The sequence below is a fragment of the Streptomyces sp. NPDC023541 genome, assembly GCF_055559995.1.
Genome location: NZ_JBVHJO010000020.1, coordinates 28,414 through 44,479, shown reverse-complemented (window position 1 = coordinate 44,479; position 16,066 = coordinate 28,414). Strand labels below are relative to the sequence as shown.

Below are 16,066 nucleotides of genomic sequence, written 5' to 3'. Positions count from 1 at the left end.
CCGGGCCCGGCCGAGTTACCGGTCCCGGCCTCGCCACCGGCCCGTGCTAGCGGACCCGTCCGGAGAGCCAGGGCGTGAGGGAGACTCCCGGGACGTGCTCCTCGTAGGTCTCGTCGCCGGGAAGCGGGACGTGGAGCTTGTAGCCCGGCGGGAAGAAGCGCCCCTTCACGAAGGCCAGTCCGCTGTAGACGGACGTCAGGAACGGCGGTACGTGGTCGCGGGGGACGTCGTGGAACACCACCCCGTCCAGCGTGATCTCCGCATCGTCTTCGGGGAAGAGCCGCACACTGATCGCCGGGCTGCCGCCCAGTTCCACGAACGCTTCGTGGGGCAGTGACCCGTCGGGATCGGTGACGGAGAACAGCGGCGCGGAGGTCCTCCGCGACGTCCGGTCGGCGCCGATGTCGTCGGTGACGGTCATGGACCGTCGGTACTCGGCCGCGATGACCCGTATCGCGGCCACGGCCGACTCCGTGGTCGGCAGGCAGGGGTGGGGCGTCATGATCCCGATGATGCCGTACGCCACCCCGGCACGGCGCCTCGAACGACCGCGCGCGTAGGGTGGGTTCGCGCAGTGCACGGACGTGGATCAGGGGGACCCATGACGGCTGTGGATGCACCGCCCATCGTCTTCGTACACGGTACGAGATTCAGTGCGGGCCAATGGAGCCCGCAACTCGCCGCACTGCACACGGACTTCCGGGTGACAGCCGTCGATCTGCCGGGGCACGGTGCCCGCGCTGCCCAGCCCTGGAGTCTGAAGGCTGCGACGGAGATCATCGCCTCCGCGGTGGACTCGCTCGACCGCGGGCCCGCTCTCGTCGTCGGCCACTCGCTCGGCGGGTACGCGGCGCTGGAGTTCGCGCGGCTGCGGCCGGACCTGCTGCGCGGGCTGGTCCTCGCCGGGGCCAGTGCCTCGACGCGTGGTGCGTGGGCGGGCCCGTACCGGTGGATCGCCGGGCTCGTCCCGCGGATACCGGCCGACCGGCTGACCCGGTGGAACGACCGGCTGCTGCGCCGGCTCCATCCCCCCGAGGTGGTGGAGGCGACCGTCCGCGCCGGCTACGCCTTTCACACACTGCCGGCCGCCTGGGGCGAGGTGCTGGGACGCTTCGACGCGGGAGCGATGCGCCATGTGAAGGCCCCGGTGCTGATCCTGAACGGCGAGAAGGACACCGTCTTCCGCTCCGGCGAGCGGGAGTTCGCCCGAGCGCACCCGGACGCCCGCATCGAATTGATCCCGCGGGCACGACATCTCGCGAACTTCGACGATCCCCGGGCGTTCACCGACGCCGTCCGCCGCTTCGCCCTGCACCTGCCCCCACGCGGCTGAGCGCGCGGAGCCCCCGGCGGCCTACGCCGGGCCGAGGTCGCCGACCCGTACGGTCTCCACCCAGGACGGGGGAGCGGGCGGGTTCTCCCCGATCAGCGCGGCGATCAGGCGGCAGGACGGCGTCTCGTCCGGCCACGGCGTGTACCCGTCGGTCAGCACGACCACGATGTTCGGCCGGTCGGGCATCGCCAGCGCCGCGCTGATGCCGACCCGCATGTCCGTGCCTCCGCCGCCGGCCAGGGTCACCTCGCCCGCGCTGCGCACCCGGGTCACGGCGTGCACGTCGGCGTCACAGGCGAGGACCGCCACCCGGTTGCCGCCGACACCCACCTCCCGCAGGACGCCGGTGACTTCGGCGAGCGCCGCCGCGAGGTCGTCCGGGCCCATCGAACCCGAGGTGTCGACGACGACGGCCACCCGCGGCAGCGGCCTGCGCAGGCTGGGCAGCACCACCCGGCCGCCGAGGGCCGGCGTGCGGCGCGAGGGGCGGCGGTACGTGTAGTCCACCGCGCCGGCCGCCCAGGCGGCGGCCTCGCGGACCGCACCCGCCAGGGCCCGGCGCCAGTCGACGCAAGGCTCCAGAAGCTCCTCGGCCCACCGGGCCCAGCCCGCGGGGACCCGGCCCCGCGCGCGCTGGTGGGCGCGTACGGCCTGCGCGGTCTGCCGGCGCAGCGCCTCCGCCTCCACCCGGCCGACCCGGGCCGGGCCGCCGCCCTCGCCCAGCTCCCAGGGCGTGGGCGTGCCGTGCGCGCCGGAACCGCAGTCCGGGCCGTGGGGCGTCGGGGGAATCCCCGGCAGGTAGGTCTCGAACAGTCCGCCCGTGGGCAGACCGTAGAGCCGCGGCTCCATCCGGCCCTCGGGCAGCACCAGCCCGTCGGCGAGCAGGTCGTCGTTGATCTCGCAGTCCTGGGCGATGTTGACCCGGACGTGGTCGCGTTGGTCGGCGGCCGGCAGGCGCTCGGCCCTGCCGTGGTGGTCGCGCAGCAGGTGCGCCACCTCATGGATCCACACTCCGGCCAGCTCGACGACCGTGGTGGCTTCGACGAAAGCGGGGGAGACGTAGCAGCGCCAGTGCCGGTCGACGCCCATGGTGCGCACCCCTGCCGAGGGGACCACCGTCAGCGCGTACAGCGCGGAGGCCAGGTACGGACGGGCCTCGGCCGCCTTGTAGCGGGCTGCCAGCAGCTTCGCGCGGTCGAGGCTTCGGTCCACGTTCAACCTCCGGGCCTCAGCCGCTGCCCGGTAGCGAGCCGGACAGCTGCAGCAGCTCCACGAAGGCGTCGATGCCCGCGGGTACCGGCCAGTCGAGGTCGCGCATCGCGGCGAGGTCTGCGGCGGCGCGGGCGGCGACGTCGGGCACGCCCGCCTCCACGGCCTTGGCGAGGACCGCCCAGCCCGCCTCCCACCGGGGACGGGTGAGCTCGCTCTGCACGGCCGCGACCACGGCGATGAGGAAGGCCAGCTGCCGGTCACCGCGCTCGGGCAGCGCGAAGGCGTCCGGGTCGGCCAGCACCCGGTCCGGGTCGGGCAGGTCGAGGTGTTCGAGGTAGGAGAGCAGCTCGATCCCGGCGGCCTCGCCGACGGCCCCGGTGAGCGCGGCGGCCAGGGCCTCCCGGCCCGTCGAGGCCGCGTACCCGGTGGCCAGCAGCCGCAGTGCCATCTCCCAGGTACGGGGTGAGGGCCAGCCGCGTCCGCGCCCGGCGGCTTCGGCGGGCATGTGGTGGACCAGTCCCGGCCGGGCGGTCAGGAAGCCGGAGACGGCGCCGCGGGCGCGGGCGACCGACCCGGAGGTCCTGGCGGGATCGACGGTGGGGATCGCCACCTCGGGCCAGGTTCCGGCCATGCCGCGGGCCACGGTGCGCGGGTTGTGCGTCCAGTCGAGGTGGACGAAGCGGTTGGCGAGCGGCGGGCTGAGGTGCCAGCCGTCCGCGGCGCTGGCGGGCGGATTGGCCGCGGCCACGATCCGTACCGCCGCCGGGAGTTCGAGGCTGCCGACCCGGCGTTCCAGGACCACGCGCAGCAGGGCCGCCTGGACGGCGGGCGGGGCGGAGGACAGCTCGTCGAAGAACAGCAGCCCGTGCCCGGTGCGGGCCAGGCGTACAGCCCAGTCCGGCGGGGCCATGGGGACACCGGTGGTGGCGGGGTCGTCGCCGACGATGGGCAGCCCGGCGAAGTCGGACGGCTCGTGGACGCTGGCGATGACGGTCTCCAGCGGGACGCCGAACGCGGTGGCGAGCTGCTCCATGCCGGCGGACTTGCCGATGCCCGGCTCACCCCAGAGCAGCACGGGCTGATTGGCCGTCACGGCCAGTGCCAGCGCCTCCAGCTGGGGGTTGGTCGCGGGCTCGGTACGGGTGGCGCTCAGCCGGGCGCCCAGGGCGTCGGCGGCGGCCAGCGCCCGGGCGGGCTGCGGCGGGGTGGCACTCATGCGTCGTCGTCCTCTCAGCCTTCGTCCTCGTCGTCTTCTTCCCCGTCTCCGTCCTCGTCCTCCCAGTACTCCATGTGCTCGTCGAACCAGTCGGCGCCGATCCCGGGGAACTCCGTATCGACGCGGTCCCGGAGGAAGGCGAGGTCGGTGCGCTTGTAGCGGCGGATCTCCTGGGAGACCGACAGGTCCATCTCGTCCAGGACGTCGATCCGGGCGCCGGCCTCCAGCAGGGCCCTGACCAGGGACACCGAACCACCCCAGTGCACCGCGGACAGGAGCGGGGTGCGGTACGCCTTGTCCCGCGCCTCCAGGTCGAGACCGGCCGCCAGCAGACGCGGCAGCAGCACCTCGTGGTCGAGCAGGTGGAGCGCGTGCAGCAGCCCGCGATGGCGGGCGTCCCGGATCCGGGGATCCACCCCCGCGTCCAGCAGCGCCACGACACCGGGGGTGTCGCCGTGCTGGACGCGCAGGAAGAACGCGTGCCGCTGCGCCTGCAGGCCGCGCGGCAGCCGCCCCTCGCCCGTGGTCCAGGACTGCTGCACGGCGAAGCACCCCGAGACCGCACCGCCGAACGCCCGCATCGCGCGCTCCCGCTGCTGCTCCTCGGGGGTGTGCGGCACGTCGAGCACGCCGCCTCGCGAACGCACCTCGTGCCACCCGCCGCGACAGCGCACCCGTACCGGCCCGCCGTCCGTGTCGGGGCCGGGCGGGCCCACCACCGGGCCGGCGCCGGGGAACAGCGCGTCGGCCACCAGCGGGTGCAGCTCGCGGGGAGAGATCCGGCCGGTCCGTACCAGCTCGAGATCGGGCAGCCGCTGCCATGCGTACCGGGGCAGGGCCGGGAGGGGGGTCGCCTCGGCCTGTGGGACGATGCGGGCCCGGAGCGTGCCGGGACCGGTGTGCTCCAGTACGAGTGAGTGGGGCCAGGCCGCCGGGAGGCGGTACCGGTCGCCCGATCCGGCCGCCACGAGCCGCGCCACCTCCGGCGCGATCCGCGTGAGGTCGGCGGGCAGCCGCGCGAGGAGGGCCTCCGGGTCCACCGGGCCCTGGTACGGCCGGGCCGCAGGGACCGTCAGGTCACACGTGATGCCCGCAGCCGCGTACGCGCCGACCGTGTCCCCGGCGGCCCGCAGCTGTGCGATCCGCTCCCCGAGGCCCTCCGGGTCGGCGAAGCGCGCGCCGAGCTCGCAGGCGTGGCGGGCGTCCCAGAACGGCCGGACGGCGGCCCAGTGCTCCGGAACGAAGCCGCGTCCCGTGTACTTGTTCCGCTCGATGACGACCGGCGCGCAGTGCAGGCGCAGCCGCTGCGGGCCCTCGGTCATGACGGGCGTGGTGACGGACAGGGCCGGCCCTCCGGGGCCGCCGTAGGAGGCGAGCACGATCCGCAGGTCGGGGGCGATGGTGGTGCGGCCGCCCAGGAGTCGGGGCAGGTGCCAGCGCAGCAGGTCGGGGGCGAGGTGGCGCAGGTCCTCCGCCACGGCCTCGGCCACGCCGGCGCCGTACCGGGCTTCGAGCTCGGGCAGCTCGAAAACGACGTCCACCGCGGCGGCCGCGCAGGCCGCACGCCAGTCACCGGCCAGCCGGTGCGCGGTCGCCTGCTCGATCATCCAGCCGGGCACCGCGTAACGGCGGATCCGCTGCCATGCCGGGCCGTCCTCCTGCCGGAAACCGCCGGGCAGTTCGGCAATCGCCAGGCTCACCGGTACACGCTGCCGATGGCGCGCACGTCCGGGTGGGCCGCCCGGGCGGGGCGGAGCCGCTCGGCGAACAAGCGCTTCACCCGGCGGGGGAGTCCGGGGCCCAGGCCGACGTACTCCAGAGGCGTGTCGTGGGGCACCGCGGCCAGCAGCCCCTTCGCGCCGCGCCCGGTCAGGCCGGTGTGGCGCAGCTCCAGCCGGCGCAGGGGGCTGCCGGGGAGGGCGGAGGCCAGGGCGTACGCCCCTTCGTCGCCGGAGTGGTTGCCGGGCGCTCCGAGGCTGCGCTCGGACATGGTCCGGCCGAGGTCGAGGGCTTCGATGCCCCCGAGGGAGGCGGCCAGTGCCCGCGCTCCGGCAGAACCGATGCCGTTGCCGCCGAGCCCGAGGCGCACCGGATGGGCGCAGGCATCCGCGGCGCGGGCGAGGGCCGCGGCGCCTTCGTCGCCCAGGTGGTTGGCCGGGACATACAGCTCGCGTACCCCGGCCTCCCGGATCAGGGAGGCAAGCAGCGGGGCGGCGTCGGGGCCGAGGCCGTTGCCGCCGAGGAAGAGCCGTTCCAGGGGTTGCTCGCGCTTCAGGAGGGCGTCGAGCAGGAGGCGTACGCCGTCGGTACCGATCCCGGTGTTGACCAGGTCGAGCGTGCGCAGGGCGGTGTTGCGGCGCAACAGCGCGGCGAGGGTGCGGGCGCCGTCCTCGAAGAGCGGGTTGCGCTTGAGCCAGAGGGCGCGGACGGTGGTGTCGTCGGCGAGCGCGCCGGCCAGGGAACCCACCCCGTCGGGGCCGATCCGGTTGCAGCCGAGGTAGAGGGTCTGCAGCCCGTGGCGGTCTGCGGTGAGGGCCTCGGCCAGGGTGGCGGCGCCCTTGTCGCCGATGGCGTTGGTGCCCAGGAGCAGGTGGGTGGCGTGCGCGGACGCGGCCGCGGCCGGCAGCAGCCGGGCGGCCCCGGCCGGGCCGAGCCCCTGCTTGCAGAGGTCGACGCGGCCGTCGGCGCGGAGGGTGCCGAGCGGGAAGGCCTCGTCGGCCTCGACGGGGCGGTCCGCGGCGAGCCGGGCGAGCAGCGGCTCCAGACCGGCCGGGTCGGCCGGCGGCAGGTCGGGGTGCTCGATCGCGGGGCACCGCACGGGTGTCGGCTGTGTCATCACCACTCCACCGGTTTCCTTCGCCGGTGCCCGGCGTCCATCACGACTTGAAGAAGACGAGTACTGCAGAACTGCGGAAGTAGACGCAAGACCGGTCGGATTCGAACCGACGTCCTCCAGCTCGATGCGTGGGCGCGACGACCTCTGCGCTACGGCCTTGCTGTCGGCGATCATACCCACCGGGCGGCCGAAAATCGATCACCAGTTCTGGGGTGGTGCTGCCGGTGCCGCCGCAGGCGGGCGAAGCCCCGAACCGGACGCGCCAGCGGTGGAGTTGAGCCAGTCCTGACGGTCGCGGCCGGTGCGCCTGGTGGGGCTGACGGGTGCTATGTAATGTCACATCGCATGATGCTCTTACGTCGCGCGGCATCGGCCGCCGCCCTCCTCGTCACCGTCCTCCCCGTGACGATCGCCTCCCCGGCCCACGCCGCCGCCACCACCGCGACCGGCTGCCGCCCCCCGGCGACGGCGCCGCTCGACGCCGAACAGTCCCGGCTCGCGGACGCCCGTACCACCGCCCTGGTCGAGCGCGGCGGCCTCGCCGACTTCGTACGGCGGTTCCCCGCCGCCCTGTGCACGACACGCAACCCCGCCGAAGCCGGACGGCTCCTGGACGCCTGGGGCGAGTCCCTCTGGCAGGCCTCCGTACGGCGCGCCCAGGGACAGCGCCCAGGCGGCGACCTCGCCCCCGGGGACGACCGGCCGCTGTACTGGGCGCGGCTCGCCATGACCGCCGCACTCGCCCGCTGGCAGCCGGAGTACACCGTCGACCGGGCCGCGCTCCGCGCCCGCCTCGAGGATGCCTCCCGCGGCCTCACCGGCAACGCCTTCCGGACGGCCCCCGGCGTACGCAGGATCTTCATCAGCGGGTTCGACCCCTTCGGGCTCGATGCCGAGATACGCCGCGCCAACCCGTCCGGATCGGCCGCCCTCCAGCTCAACGGGCGGCGCGTGACCCTCGCCGACGGCAGCCCGGCCGAGATCCGCGCCGTCGTCCTGCCCGTCCGGTACGCCGACTTCGACGCCGGCATGGTCGAGCGGGCGTTCGCCCCGCACCTCACCGCGGGCCCCGCCGCGGCCGACATCATCACCACCGTCAGCCAGGGCTATCCCGGCATCTTCACCCTGGAGGACTGGGCCGGCCGGGCACGGTCCGCCGACCCCTACCCCGACAATGCGCGCGCCCTCTCCGGCGGCACCCGCGAGCACCCCGTAACGGCCCCCGGCCTCGGCCCGGGCCCGGAGTTCATCCGCACCACGCTGCCCGCCGACGCGGTGACCGCCGCCGTGCAGAGCCCCTACCCGGTCCTCCTCAACAGCGACGTCACCGAGATCCCGGCCGGCGGCACGGCTCCCGTGGACCGGACCGACGGCCCGACGCCGGGCTCGCGCGCCGTGGCGGGCGGCGGGGGCGGCTACCTGTCGAACGAGGTCGCCTACCGCTCCAACCGGCTGCGCGCCGAACTGGCCCCGCACCTGCCCGGCGGCCACCTCCACACTCCGGTGCTCACCGGCCTGCCGGCCGACCCCCAGTCGCTGACCGGCCCCGAGTTCGAGCGGAACGAGAGCGCGATCACCGCGGAGGTCCGCGCGGTCCTCCAACACGCCGCCGTACGACGCCAGGGGGTGTCCGGCGGATAGGGGCCGGACACGCCCCAGCCCCGCCCCGCCTGCGGTGCGTCACCCCGCCATGCGGCAGGATGGCAGCCCGTTCCGGACGCGTACACACGCCCGAACGCGGCTTACTGCACGACGAACTGACAGGTGACAAGGTGACGACACACCTCATACGACGGCCGGCGGCGCCCGCCGCCGCACCCACGGGCCGACGCCGCGCAGCCGAGGGGGTCCGTTGAACCGGGACCTCGTCCTGCACGACTGGCTCGTCGCGGGTATCGCCCTGGCGGCGGGCGCCGCGGCCGGACTGCTGCTGCGCACCCTCCTGCGGTGGCTGGGCCGGCACGCCGAACGCACCCGCTGGCGCGGCGACGACATCATCGTCGACGCGCTGCGCACCATCGCCCCCGGCGCCGCGCTGATCGCGGGCGCCGCGGTGGCGGCCACGACCCTGCCGCTCACCGCACGCGTCTCGGGCTTCGTGAACCAGTCCCTGACCGCGCTGCTCATCCTCATCGCCACGCTCAGTACGGCGCGGGTCGTCGCCGGGCTCGTCCAGTCGATGGCGGGCACGCGTACCGGGGTGGCCGCTTCGGCGTCCATCTTCGTCAACATCACGCGCATCGTGGTCCTCGTGATGGGCGTGCTCGTCGCCCTGGAGACCCTCGGCGTGTCCATCGCACCCCTGGTCACCGCCCTCGGCGTGGGTGGTCTGGCGGTGGCGCTGGCACTCCAGGACACCCTCGCCAACCTCTTCGCCGGCGTACACATCCTCGCCTCGAAGACCGTGCAGCCCGGTGACTACATCCGGCTCACCAGCGGCGAGGAGGGCTACGTCGTCGACATCAACTGGCGCAACACCGTGGTGCGCAACCTGTCGAACAACCTGGTCATCATCCCCAACGCCCGTCTCGCACGCACCAACATGACCAACTACACCCAGCCGGAACAGCAGTTCTCGATCCTGGTCCAGGTGGGAGTGGGCTACGAGAGCGACCTGGAGCACGTCGAGCGGGTGACCCTCGAGGTCGTCGACGGCGTGATGGCCGACATCAACGGCGCGGTCCCCGACCACGAAGGGGCCGTCCGCTTCCACACGTTCGCGGACTCCCGCATCAACTTCACCGTGATCCTGGGCGTGGGCGAGTTCAGTGACCAGTACCGGATCAAGCACGAGTTCATCAAGCGCCTGCACCGGCGCTTCCGCGCCGAGGGCATCTCGATCCCGGTGCCGACGCACACGATCGCCCTCCAACGCGAGGACCTCCCGTCGCCGCCCTCGCCCGGCTCCGTCCCCCACCAGCGCGGATCGTCACCGTCGATCCTCACGGACAGCCCCTGACGCCGGTCAGTCCTGGTACACGAGGACGAAGTCCCCGTAGGGGTGCGAGCCGTGCCGGTCCGCCGTCTCGTCGAGGGCCCGGCGCAGGGCGCGCAGATGGTCTGACGTGAGCTGCAGCGGCGGTTCGTCCGGCTGGTGCGTGGTGCCGCGGGGGTAGTCCTCGCCCGCCCTGGTGGTCATCTCGATGTGGCAGCCGAGCACGTGGCGGATCGGCCGGCCGGCGCAGAACTCCAGCAGCCGGTCGACCGTGGCCGAGTAGGCCGCCCGGTCCTCGACGTAGAGCCGGCCCGGATAGAGGGAGTCGCCGGTCAGCAGGATGCCCGTGTGGCGGTCGTGGAAGACCACAGCGGCTCGCTGGTGGCCGGGGCCCGGGATCAGGTCGAGGATCCGGCCGCCCAGGTCCAGCGCGCCGGTGCGGTGCGGCCAGTCGACGAGGCCGAAAGCGGCCGTGACGGCGTCCAGCCCGGGCCCCACGACCGTGGTGCGGGGCCGGTCCGTGAACTGCCGGTCCGCCGCGACATGGTCGCCGTGACCGTGGGTGTGGGCGACCAGCAGCGAGTACGCGGGCCTCGGATGGCGCTCCAGCCAGTCCGCGACGAGCCGGTCGACCGTTTCCCGCAGGGGGAAGTGGGTCGGGTCGGCGGACGCGCCCGTGTCGATGAGCAGGGCCCGGTCATTGCCGAAGAGGAGGAAGAGGAACGGGGCCTCGTAGTGCACGGATTTGTTCTGGCGCAGGATCACCGTGTGCTCGGAGTAGGCGTGGACCTGGATCTCCGGAGCAGGGTCGTGCTTCGGAGAGGGCCAGCCCGCGTGCCAGACGACATCAAGACTGCCTGCGACCGGGGCGCCCCGGAGAAAGTCGATCACCCGTCCAACCTACTCGCGTCGCCGCACGCCCGGGAACGGCCCGTCGCACAGGCCCGCACACGTCCCCCGCCCCGGCTCGCGCCCGCTCATCGAGGTCGCGCGCACCCTGCTCGACGAGCGCCCCGAGACCCTGGAGGAGGCCGCCGACCTCTGGACCGACCATCCCGGCCCGCAGAGAGCTCCTCGGCAGTGGCACCCCGCTGCTCCGGCTCACCCGAAGCCCCCGGGTCACCTCACGGGTCGTGAGCCCCCATATCGCCGCTCGCTCGGCCGGCGGAAAGTCCGTGGAACTCCCCGCTGAATCCGAGCGCTCTTTCGATGGCGAGCTGGGCCCGCGCATGGCCGCCGCGCATCAGATCGCCTACGGAGTGGACCCGCTCCGCCGTTCCCCCACGCTCCGGTCGCCGCTGCGCCGTTCACAGGAAGTGGCGCAGCGGCTGGATCGAGAGTTCCCGGGCGCGTTGCAGCACGGAGCGGCGGCGCCAGCGTCCCGGGGCGATGCGCGTGCTGGCCCGGAGGTCCTGGTCGTAGTGCTCGTCCAGGGTGCGGGTGACGGCCGGGTCCATGACGGCCAGCATGACCTCCTCGTCGTGGTCCAAGGAGCGGCGGTTGAAGTTCGAGGAGCCGATGAGGGAGACCACCCCGTCCATCGTCATGATCTTGGCGTGCATCATCGTCGGCTGGTACTGGTGGATACGCACCCCGGCGGTGGTGAGCGCCTCGTAGTGGTGCTGGCCCGCCAGTTGGCACACGCGCTTGTCGGTGTGCGGGCCGGGCAGCAGGATCTCGACGGTGACGCCGCGGCGTGCGGTGGCGGACAGCAGCTCGACGAAGTAGTCGTCGGGGGCGAAGTACGCGGTCGCCAGGCGCACGCGTTCCTCCGCCGATTCCAGGACGACGCGCATCAGCGTCTGCATGTCCTGCCACCCGAAGGCGGCCGAGCCGCGCACCACCTGGACGACGGCGGAGCCGGCCGGCTCGTGGCTCACGAAACGGTCGCGGGCGTCGAAGAGTTCGGGATGGCACTCCGCCCAGTTCTGGGCGAACGCCGCGGCGATCCCGTCGACGGCCGGCCCGCGGACCTCGGCGTGCGTGTCACGCCACTCGTGCGGGTTGCGGGCGTCGCCGCACCACTCCTCGGCTATGCCGACACCGCCCGTGAAGGCGGTCCGCTCGTCGACCACGAGAACCTTGCGGTGGCAGCGGTGGTTCTGCTTGAGGGGGGAGAGGAAGACGGGTCTGCGGAACCACGCGACGTCCACCCCGGCCGTGCTCATCCGGTCCAGCAGGTCCTGTTCGATCAGGCGGCTGCCGAAGCCGTCCAGCAGCAGCCGCACGCGCACGCCGTGGCGGGCCCGCTCGGCCAGCGCCTCGGCGAACCGGCGGGCGATGTCGCCCTTCCAGTAGACGAAGGTCATCATGTCGACGGTGTGCCGGGCGCAGGAGATGGCGTCGAGCATCGACGCGAAGATCTCGTCACCGTTGCGCAGCGGCCGTACGGAGTTCCCCTCGGTCGCCGCGATGCCGATGAGGCGTTCGAGGCGGCGCCGGATGCGGTGGATGCGCTCATCGGCCCGGTCGGTGGCGTCGGCGGGGTCGGTGGCGTCGACCGGGGTGGCGACGTCGGCCGGGGTGGCTCCGGTGTCGGTGGTGGTCATGACGTGGCTCCTCGGGCGGGGGTGGACGGGGCAGGTGCGGGCGCGCCGGCGCCGGGCTCCCAGGGGGGAGGCGCTTGCTGCTCGGTCCAGGCGGCCAGGGCCTCGCCGTCGACGCGGACTATCCCGCAGGTGTCGGCGTACTCGGCGGCGGGCGCGGTGAAGGAGCTGGTCGTCACGATGACGGCGACGTCGGCCTCGTGGACCACGAAGCAGGTACCGCCGAAGCGCTGGAGGTCCTGTGAGCCGACCCGGTTGTCCTCGGCGTAGTGCTTGCACTGGAGCACGACGCGTCGCCCGTCCGCCGTCGTCGCGAGGACGTCGGCGCCCAGGTCGCCCGCGCCGCCGACCACCTCCACCGAGGTGCAGCCGTCGCGTGCGCACAGGGCGGCCACCGCGTGCTCGAAACCGTCGGCGTCGACCGCGGCGTGATCGAGGGCGTCAGCCCCGACGTCGGGGAGGTCCACGGGCGCGTCCGCGTACCCCATGGGCGGCGGGGCGGTGGACCGGCGCCGGACGGGCGCGAAGCTCCACTTCGCCAGGAGCCCGCCCAGCAGCAGTACGGCCAGGGCGGCGACCGGGGTCACCGGAAGACTGGTCCCGTCCGCCGGGGCGGCCTTCAGGAAGGCGGCCACGCCTGCGACGGCGGTGCCGAGCAGGCCGAGCGCGAGCACCGCGTCGCGACCCAGGCCGCGACGCCCCACACCGGGGCGCCCCACGGATCCGACGCCGCGCACGTCCGCCGACGCGTCCTCCTCGGGTGTGGTCATACGAGTTCCCCCTCTCGCCCCGGCACACCGCGGTCCCCGCCCCGACCGGTGTCGGGGCGGGGACCGCGGCGGACGCCGAAGCCTGTTCGACGCCCGTATGGCCGAAATTCCAGGTCTCAAACCGGTAGGGCCCCGAACCCGGGCGGGCCTGGAACCGGGGGACCTCACACCGGTCGGGGATCCTCCTGAGGGCCGGCCGCGCCATCGACCGGGACGACGACCTCGATGCGTTTGCCGCCGTGCGCCGCAGGGGCGATCGTCACGCTCCGCGTCAGGCGGTGTATCAGCGGCCACCCGAAGCCGCCCCGGCCCCTCGCCGCCCCGGCGGGACGGGACGGCGGGGACGGGGGAGCGGTGCTGGTGGCATCGGTGACGGCGATCCTCAGGCCGGCACCGCCCGCGCACAGGGAGGCGTCGAAGCCGAGCAGCCCGCCACCGTGCCGGATGGCGTTGGTGACCAGCTCGGAGGTCACCAGCAGTGCGTCGGTGAGGACCGCCTCCCCGGCGGCGGTGCCCACCCTCACGGTTCCGGACGACTCCAGGAGGGTCCGTACGCGGTCGCGTGCCTGCATGGCTGTGCGCGGTCCGCCCGCGCCCGTCCTGGTGTCGCTCACGTCGGCGTGGTGCAGCACCGTTCACCTCCTCGGGGAACGCCGTTCAGCCCTCTCGGGGCGGGACGATCATGACCGTGCCCTCGGCCACGCTGGGCGCGGTGGCGAAGGCCAGTTCGGCACCGGTGAGCTCCAGCAGCCGGGCCAGGCGGCTCGGCACGGTCCCCGCCAGGACCACCGGCCGGTCCATCGCGGGCTGCAGCATGACGCTGAGCGCGGTCGAGTCGACGAAGGTCACCCCGGCGACGTCCAGGACGAACCGGGCCACACCGGGCGCTGCGGGATCCATCGCGGTCCGCAGATCGGCGACGTTGTCCATGTCGAATTCACCCGCCATCACCACGATGCGCACGTCCCCGTCGGAGCGGGTCTCGACGCGACTGCGTGCCTCGGCGTTGTGCGTGTCCATGCTGCTCACGTCCGTCTTCCCCACATTTCCGTTCGCATTCCCGAACCTTTCCGCCCCGTCACCGGCCCGGCCACCGGCCTCACCGGGTGCGGGGGAGCTTGACCACGGTGACGAAGAAGTCGTCGATCTGCTGGATCGCCCGGATGAACTGGTCGAGGTCCACCGGCTTCGTCACATAGGCGTTGGCGTGCAGCTTGTAGCTGCGCAGGATGTCCTCCTCGGCGGCCGAGGTGGTGAGCACGACCACGGGGATGTGGCTCAGCTCCGGATCCGTCTTGATCCGTTCGAGGACCTGCCGTCCGTCGTACTTGGGAAGGTTCAGGTCGAGCAGGATCAGATCGGGGCGCGGGGCGTCGGCGTGCTCGCCACGGCGGTACAGGAAGTCCAGGGCCTCCAGGCCGTCCCGCACGACGTGCAGCACGTTACCGATCTTGTTGTCCTCGAAGGCCTCACGGGTCATCAGCTCGTCACCCGCGTCGTCCTCGACCAGCAGGACTTCGGCGGGGGCGGCCTGGGGCCGGTCTGCGGGAGTGCTCATCGGAGGGTTCCTTCGGTGGGTACGGGGGCGGGCGGCTCGGCGCCGGCACCGGGCTCCGCGGTCGAGGCCGCGCCGGGGGCGGCGGGGCCGGGGTCGGTGTCGGTGGTGGCATCGGCGACCGGCAGGGTGAAGACGATCCGGGTGCCTTCTCGGTGGTCCGTGTCGATCCAGATGCGCCCGCCCGCATGCTCGACGATCTTCTTGCAGAGCGAGAGGCCGATGCCGGTGCCGCCGTAGGTCTCCCGGCCGTGCAGCCGCTGGAAGATGACGAAGACCTTCTCCGCGAACTCGGCCGGCACACCGATGCCGTTGTCGGTGACGGTGAAGGTGTGGAAGCCCGGCTCGGCCTCCGGGTCGTCGGCCACGGCCACCTCGACGCGCGGAGCACGGTCGGGCGAGCGGAACTTGACGGCGTTGCCCACCAGGTTCTGCCACAGCATCGTCAGGAGCGTGGGGTCGCCCACCACGTCCGGGAGCTGCTCGGGCCGGGTGATCTCCGCGCCGCTCTCCTCCACGGCGGCGGCCAGGTTGCGCACCGCCCGGTCCAGGGGGCCGTCCATCGCGACCGTCTCGCGCGCGTCCTGGACCCGGCCCACCCGGGAGAAGGTCAGCAGGTCGTTGATGAGCACCTGCATCCGCTTGGCGCCGTCGACGGCGAAGCCGATGTACTGGGCGCCGCGCTCGTCGAGCTGGTCCCCGTACCGCTTCTCCAGCAGCTGGCAGAAGGAGGCGACCTTGCGCAGGGGCTCCTGGAGGTCGTGCGAGGCCACGTACGCGAACTGCTCCAGCTCGGCATTGGAACGGCGCAACTCCACGGCCTGCGCGTCGAGCTCGGCGGCCGTGCGGTCGAGCCGCTCGGCATTGCGCCGCGAAGCGTTCAGCTCGTCCACGGTCCGGTGCCGCATGGCCTCCACCGACCGGGCCAGGGCCCGCAGGTCGGAGGGGCCGCGCAGGGGGATCTCCTCCTCGAAGGCCCCGTCCGCGACGCGCTGGGAGGCGGTCCGCACCAGGGCGAGCGGCCGCAGCACGCCCACGTGGAGCAGCACGACAAGGGCGGACCCGGCGAGCAGGAAGGCCACGACGATCGCCAGCAGGATGCGGTCACGCTGCGTGCGTGCTTCGCCGAAGGTGGTGCGGGCGTCCGCCTGGATGCGGTCCAGATGCGCCTGCTGGGCGGCGATCCGTCGGCGGACCTCGTCGAAGCGGTCCTTGCCGTCCTGGAGGGACGGCGGGGCGGTGCCGTTCTCCACGGAGGCGATGGCGGGGGCCGCGAACTGCTCGCGCCAGGTCCGGGCGGCCTCCTGCACGGCCGCCAGGTCCTCACGCACGCCGTCGTCGTCGAGGACCGCCGCCAGGCGTCGGCCGGTCTCGGTCTCGTCGGCCAGCCCGCGTTCGTACGGCTCCAGCAGCGCCGGCTCGCCGGCCAGCAGGTAGCCACGGACCCCGGTCTCCTGGTCCAGCAGGGCCGTCTCCAGCCGCAGGGCGTCCCGCTGGGCGGGCAGGATCCCGTCGACGAGCCGGTTCCCGGCCGTGGTGGTGTGGGACAGGAGGGCGGCGCCGAGCGCGCCCGTGCCGACGACCATGAGGGCGAGGGCGGCCAGCACGGTGGTCAGCCAGACCCGCAGGCTCGGCCCGTTGCGGTCCTGGGCCCGTCCGCGGG

The 16,066-nt window shown here is 73.7% G+C and carries 15 protein-coding genes and 1 pseudogene; 3 read left to right on the top strand and 13 right to left on the bottom strand.

Annotated features, from left to right (window positions below; translation table 11 throughout):
- Positions 1-46: 46 nt before the first annotated feature.
- Positions 47-502 (bottom strand): hypothetical protein, encoded by a 456-nt coding sequence (locus ACZ3X1_RS32480; protein ID WP_390077464.1) that lies wholly within the window; start codon positions 500-502, stop codon positions 47-49.
- Positions 503-601: 99 nt separating this feature from the next.
- Here ACZ3X1_RS32480 and ACZ3X1_RS32475 point away from each other — a divergent pair, with 99 nt between their 5' ends.
- Positions 602-1,333, top strand: coding sequence for an alpha/beta fold hydrolase (locus ACZ3X1_RS32475; RefSeq protein ID WP_391701701.1), 732 nt, complete (start codon positions 602-604; stop codon positions 1,331-1,333).
- A gap of 21 nt (positions 1,334-1,354) precedes the next feature.
- Here ACZ3X1_RS32475 and ACZ3X1_RS32470 read toward each other — a convergent pair whose 3' ends face one another.
- The 5 genes and pseudogenes from ACZ3X1_RS32470 to ACZ3X1_RS32450 form a co-directional block, all read right to left on the bottom strand.
- Positions 1,355-2,545, bottom strand: coding sequence for a vWA domain-containing protein (locus ACZ3X1_RS32470; RefSeq protein WP_467282468.1), 1,191 nt, complete (start codon positions 2,543-2,545; stop codon positions 1,355-1,357).
- A 16-nt stretch (positions 2,546-2,561) separates the two neighbouring features.
- Positions 2,562-3,761: an AAA family ATPase gene (locus tag ACZ3X1_RS32465; RefSeq protein ID WP_467282466.1), complete on the bottom strand. Its 1,200-nt coding sequence runs from the start codon at positions 3,759-3,761 to the stop codon at positions 2,562-2,564.
- 14 nt (positions 3,762-3,775) lie between these two features.
- Positions 3,776-5,461 carry an ankyrin repeat domain-containing protein gene (locus tag ACZ3X1_RS32460; protein ID WP_467282464.1) on the bottom strand — a complete coding sequence of 562 codons (1,686 nt, stop codon included), beginning with the start codon at positions 5,459-5,461 and terminating at the stop codon, positions 3,776-3,778.
- Positions 5,458-6,597, bottom strand: a complete 1,140-nt coding sequence (locus ACZ3X1_RS32455) for a leucine-rich repeat domain-containing protein (protein WP_467282461.1) — start codon at positions 6,595-6,597, stop codon at positions 5,458-5,460. The genes ACZ3X1_RS32460 and ACZ3X1_RS32455 overlap by 4 nt, the downstream gene beginning before the upstream one ends.
- A gap of 86 nt (positions 6,598-6,683) precedes the next feature.
- Positions 6,684-6,756 (bottom strand): annotated as a pseudogene (locus tag ACZ3X1_RS32450).
- Between the two features lie 186 nt (positions 6,757-6,942).
- On the opposite strand from ACZ3X1_RS32450, the gene ACZ3X1_RS32445 reads away from it, so the two are divergent.
- Entirely contained in the window at positions 6,943-8,238 is a 1,296-nt protein-coding gene (locus ACZ3X1_RS32445) for a pyroglutamyl peptidase (protein WP_467282459.1), read from the top strand.
- A 211-nt stretch (positions 8,239-8,449) separates the two neighbouring features.
- Positions 8,450-9,556 carry a mechanosensitive ion channel family protein gene (locus ACZ3X1_RS32440; protein ID WP_467282457.1) on the top strand — a complete coding sequence of 369 codons (1,107 nt, stop codon included), beginning with the start codon at positions 8,450-8,452 and terminating at the stop codon, positions 9,554-9,556.
- Positions 9,557-9,562: 6 nt separating this feature from the next.
- Here ACZ3X1_RS32440 and ACZ3X1_RS32435 read toward each other — a convergent pair whose 3' ends face one another.
- From ACZ3X1_RS32435 to ACZ3X1_RS32405, 7 genes are all read right to left on the bottom strand, one after another.
- Positions 9,563-10,423: an MBL fold metallo-hydrolase gene (locus tag ACZ3X1_RS32435; protein WP_467282455.1), complete on the bottom strand. Its 861-nt coding sequence runs from the start codon at positions 10,421-10,423 to the stop codon at positions 9,563-9,565.
- Positions 10,424-10,839: 416 nt separating this feature from the next.
- Complete coding sequence (locus ACZ3X1_RS32430; RefSeq protein WP_390077449.1) at positions 10,840-12,081, bottom strand: phospholipase D-like domain-containing protein; 1,242 nt, start codon at positions 12,079-12,081, stop codon at positions 10,840-10,842.
- Entirely contained in the window at positions 12,078-12,848 is a 771-nt protein-coding gene (locus tag ACZ3X1_RS32425; protein ID WP_467282453.1) for a restriction endonuclease, read from the bottom strand. Before ACZ3X1_RS32425 ends, ACZ3X1_RS32430 begins: the two co-directional genes overlap by 4 nt.
- 164 nt (positions 12,849-13,012) lie before the next feature.
- Positions 13,013-13,480: an ATP-binding protein gene (locus tag ACZ3X1_RS32420; RefSeq protein WP_390077446.1), complete on the bottom strand. Its 468-nt coding sequence runs from the start codon at positions 13,478-13,480 to the stop codon at positions 13,013-13,015.
- A gap of 25 nt (positions 13,481-13,505) precedes the next feature.
- Entirely contained in the window at positions 13,506-13,868 is a 363-nt protein-coding gene (locus ACZ3X1_RS32415) for an STAS domain-containing protein (protein WP_362628328.1), read from the bottom strand.
- Positions 13,869-13,947: 79 nt separating this feature from the next.
- The gene (locus ACZ3X1_RS32410; RefSeq protein ID WP_362627870.1) at positions 13,948-14,406 is read right to left on the bottom strand and encodes a response regulator; all 459 of its coding nucleotides are present in this window, start codon (positions 14,404-14,406) and stop codon (positions 13,948-13,950) included.
- On the bottom strand, positions 14,403-15,989 hold the full coding sequence (locus ACZ3X1_RS32405; RefSeq protein WP_467282584.1) for a sensor histidine kinase: 1,587 nt from the start codon (positions 15,987-15,989) through the stop codon (positions 14,403-14,405). The genes ACZ3X1_RS32410 and ACZ3X1_RS32405 overlap by 4 nt, the downstream gene beginning before the upstream one ends.
- Positions 15,990-16,066 lie beyond the last annotated feature (77 nt).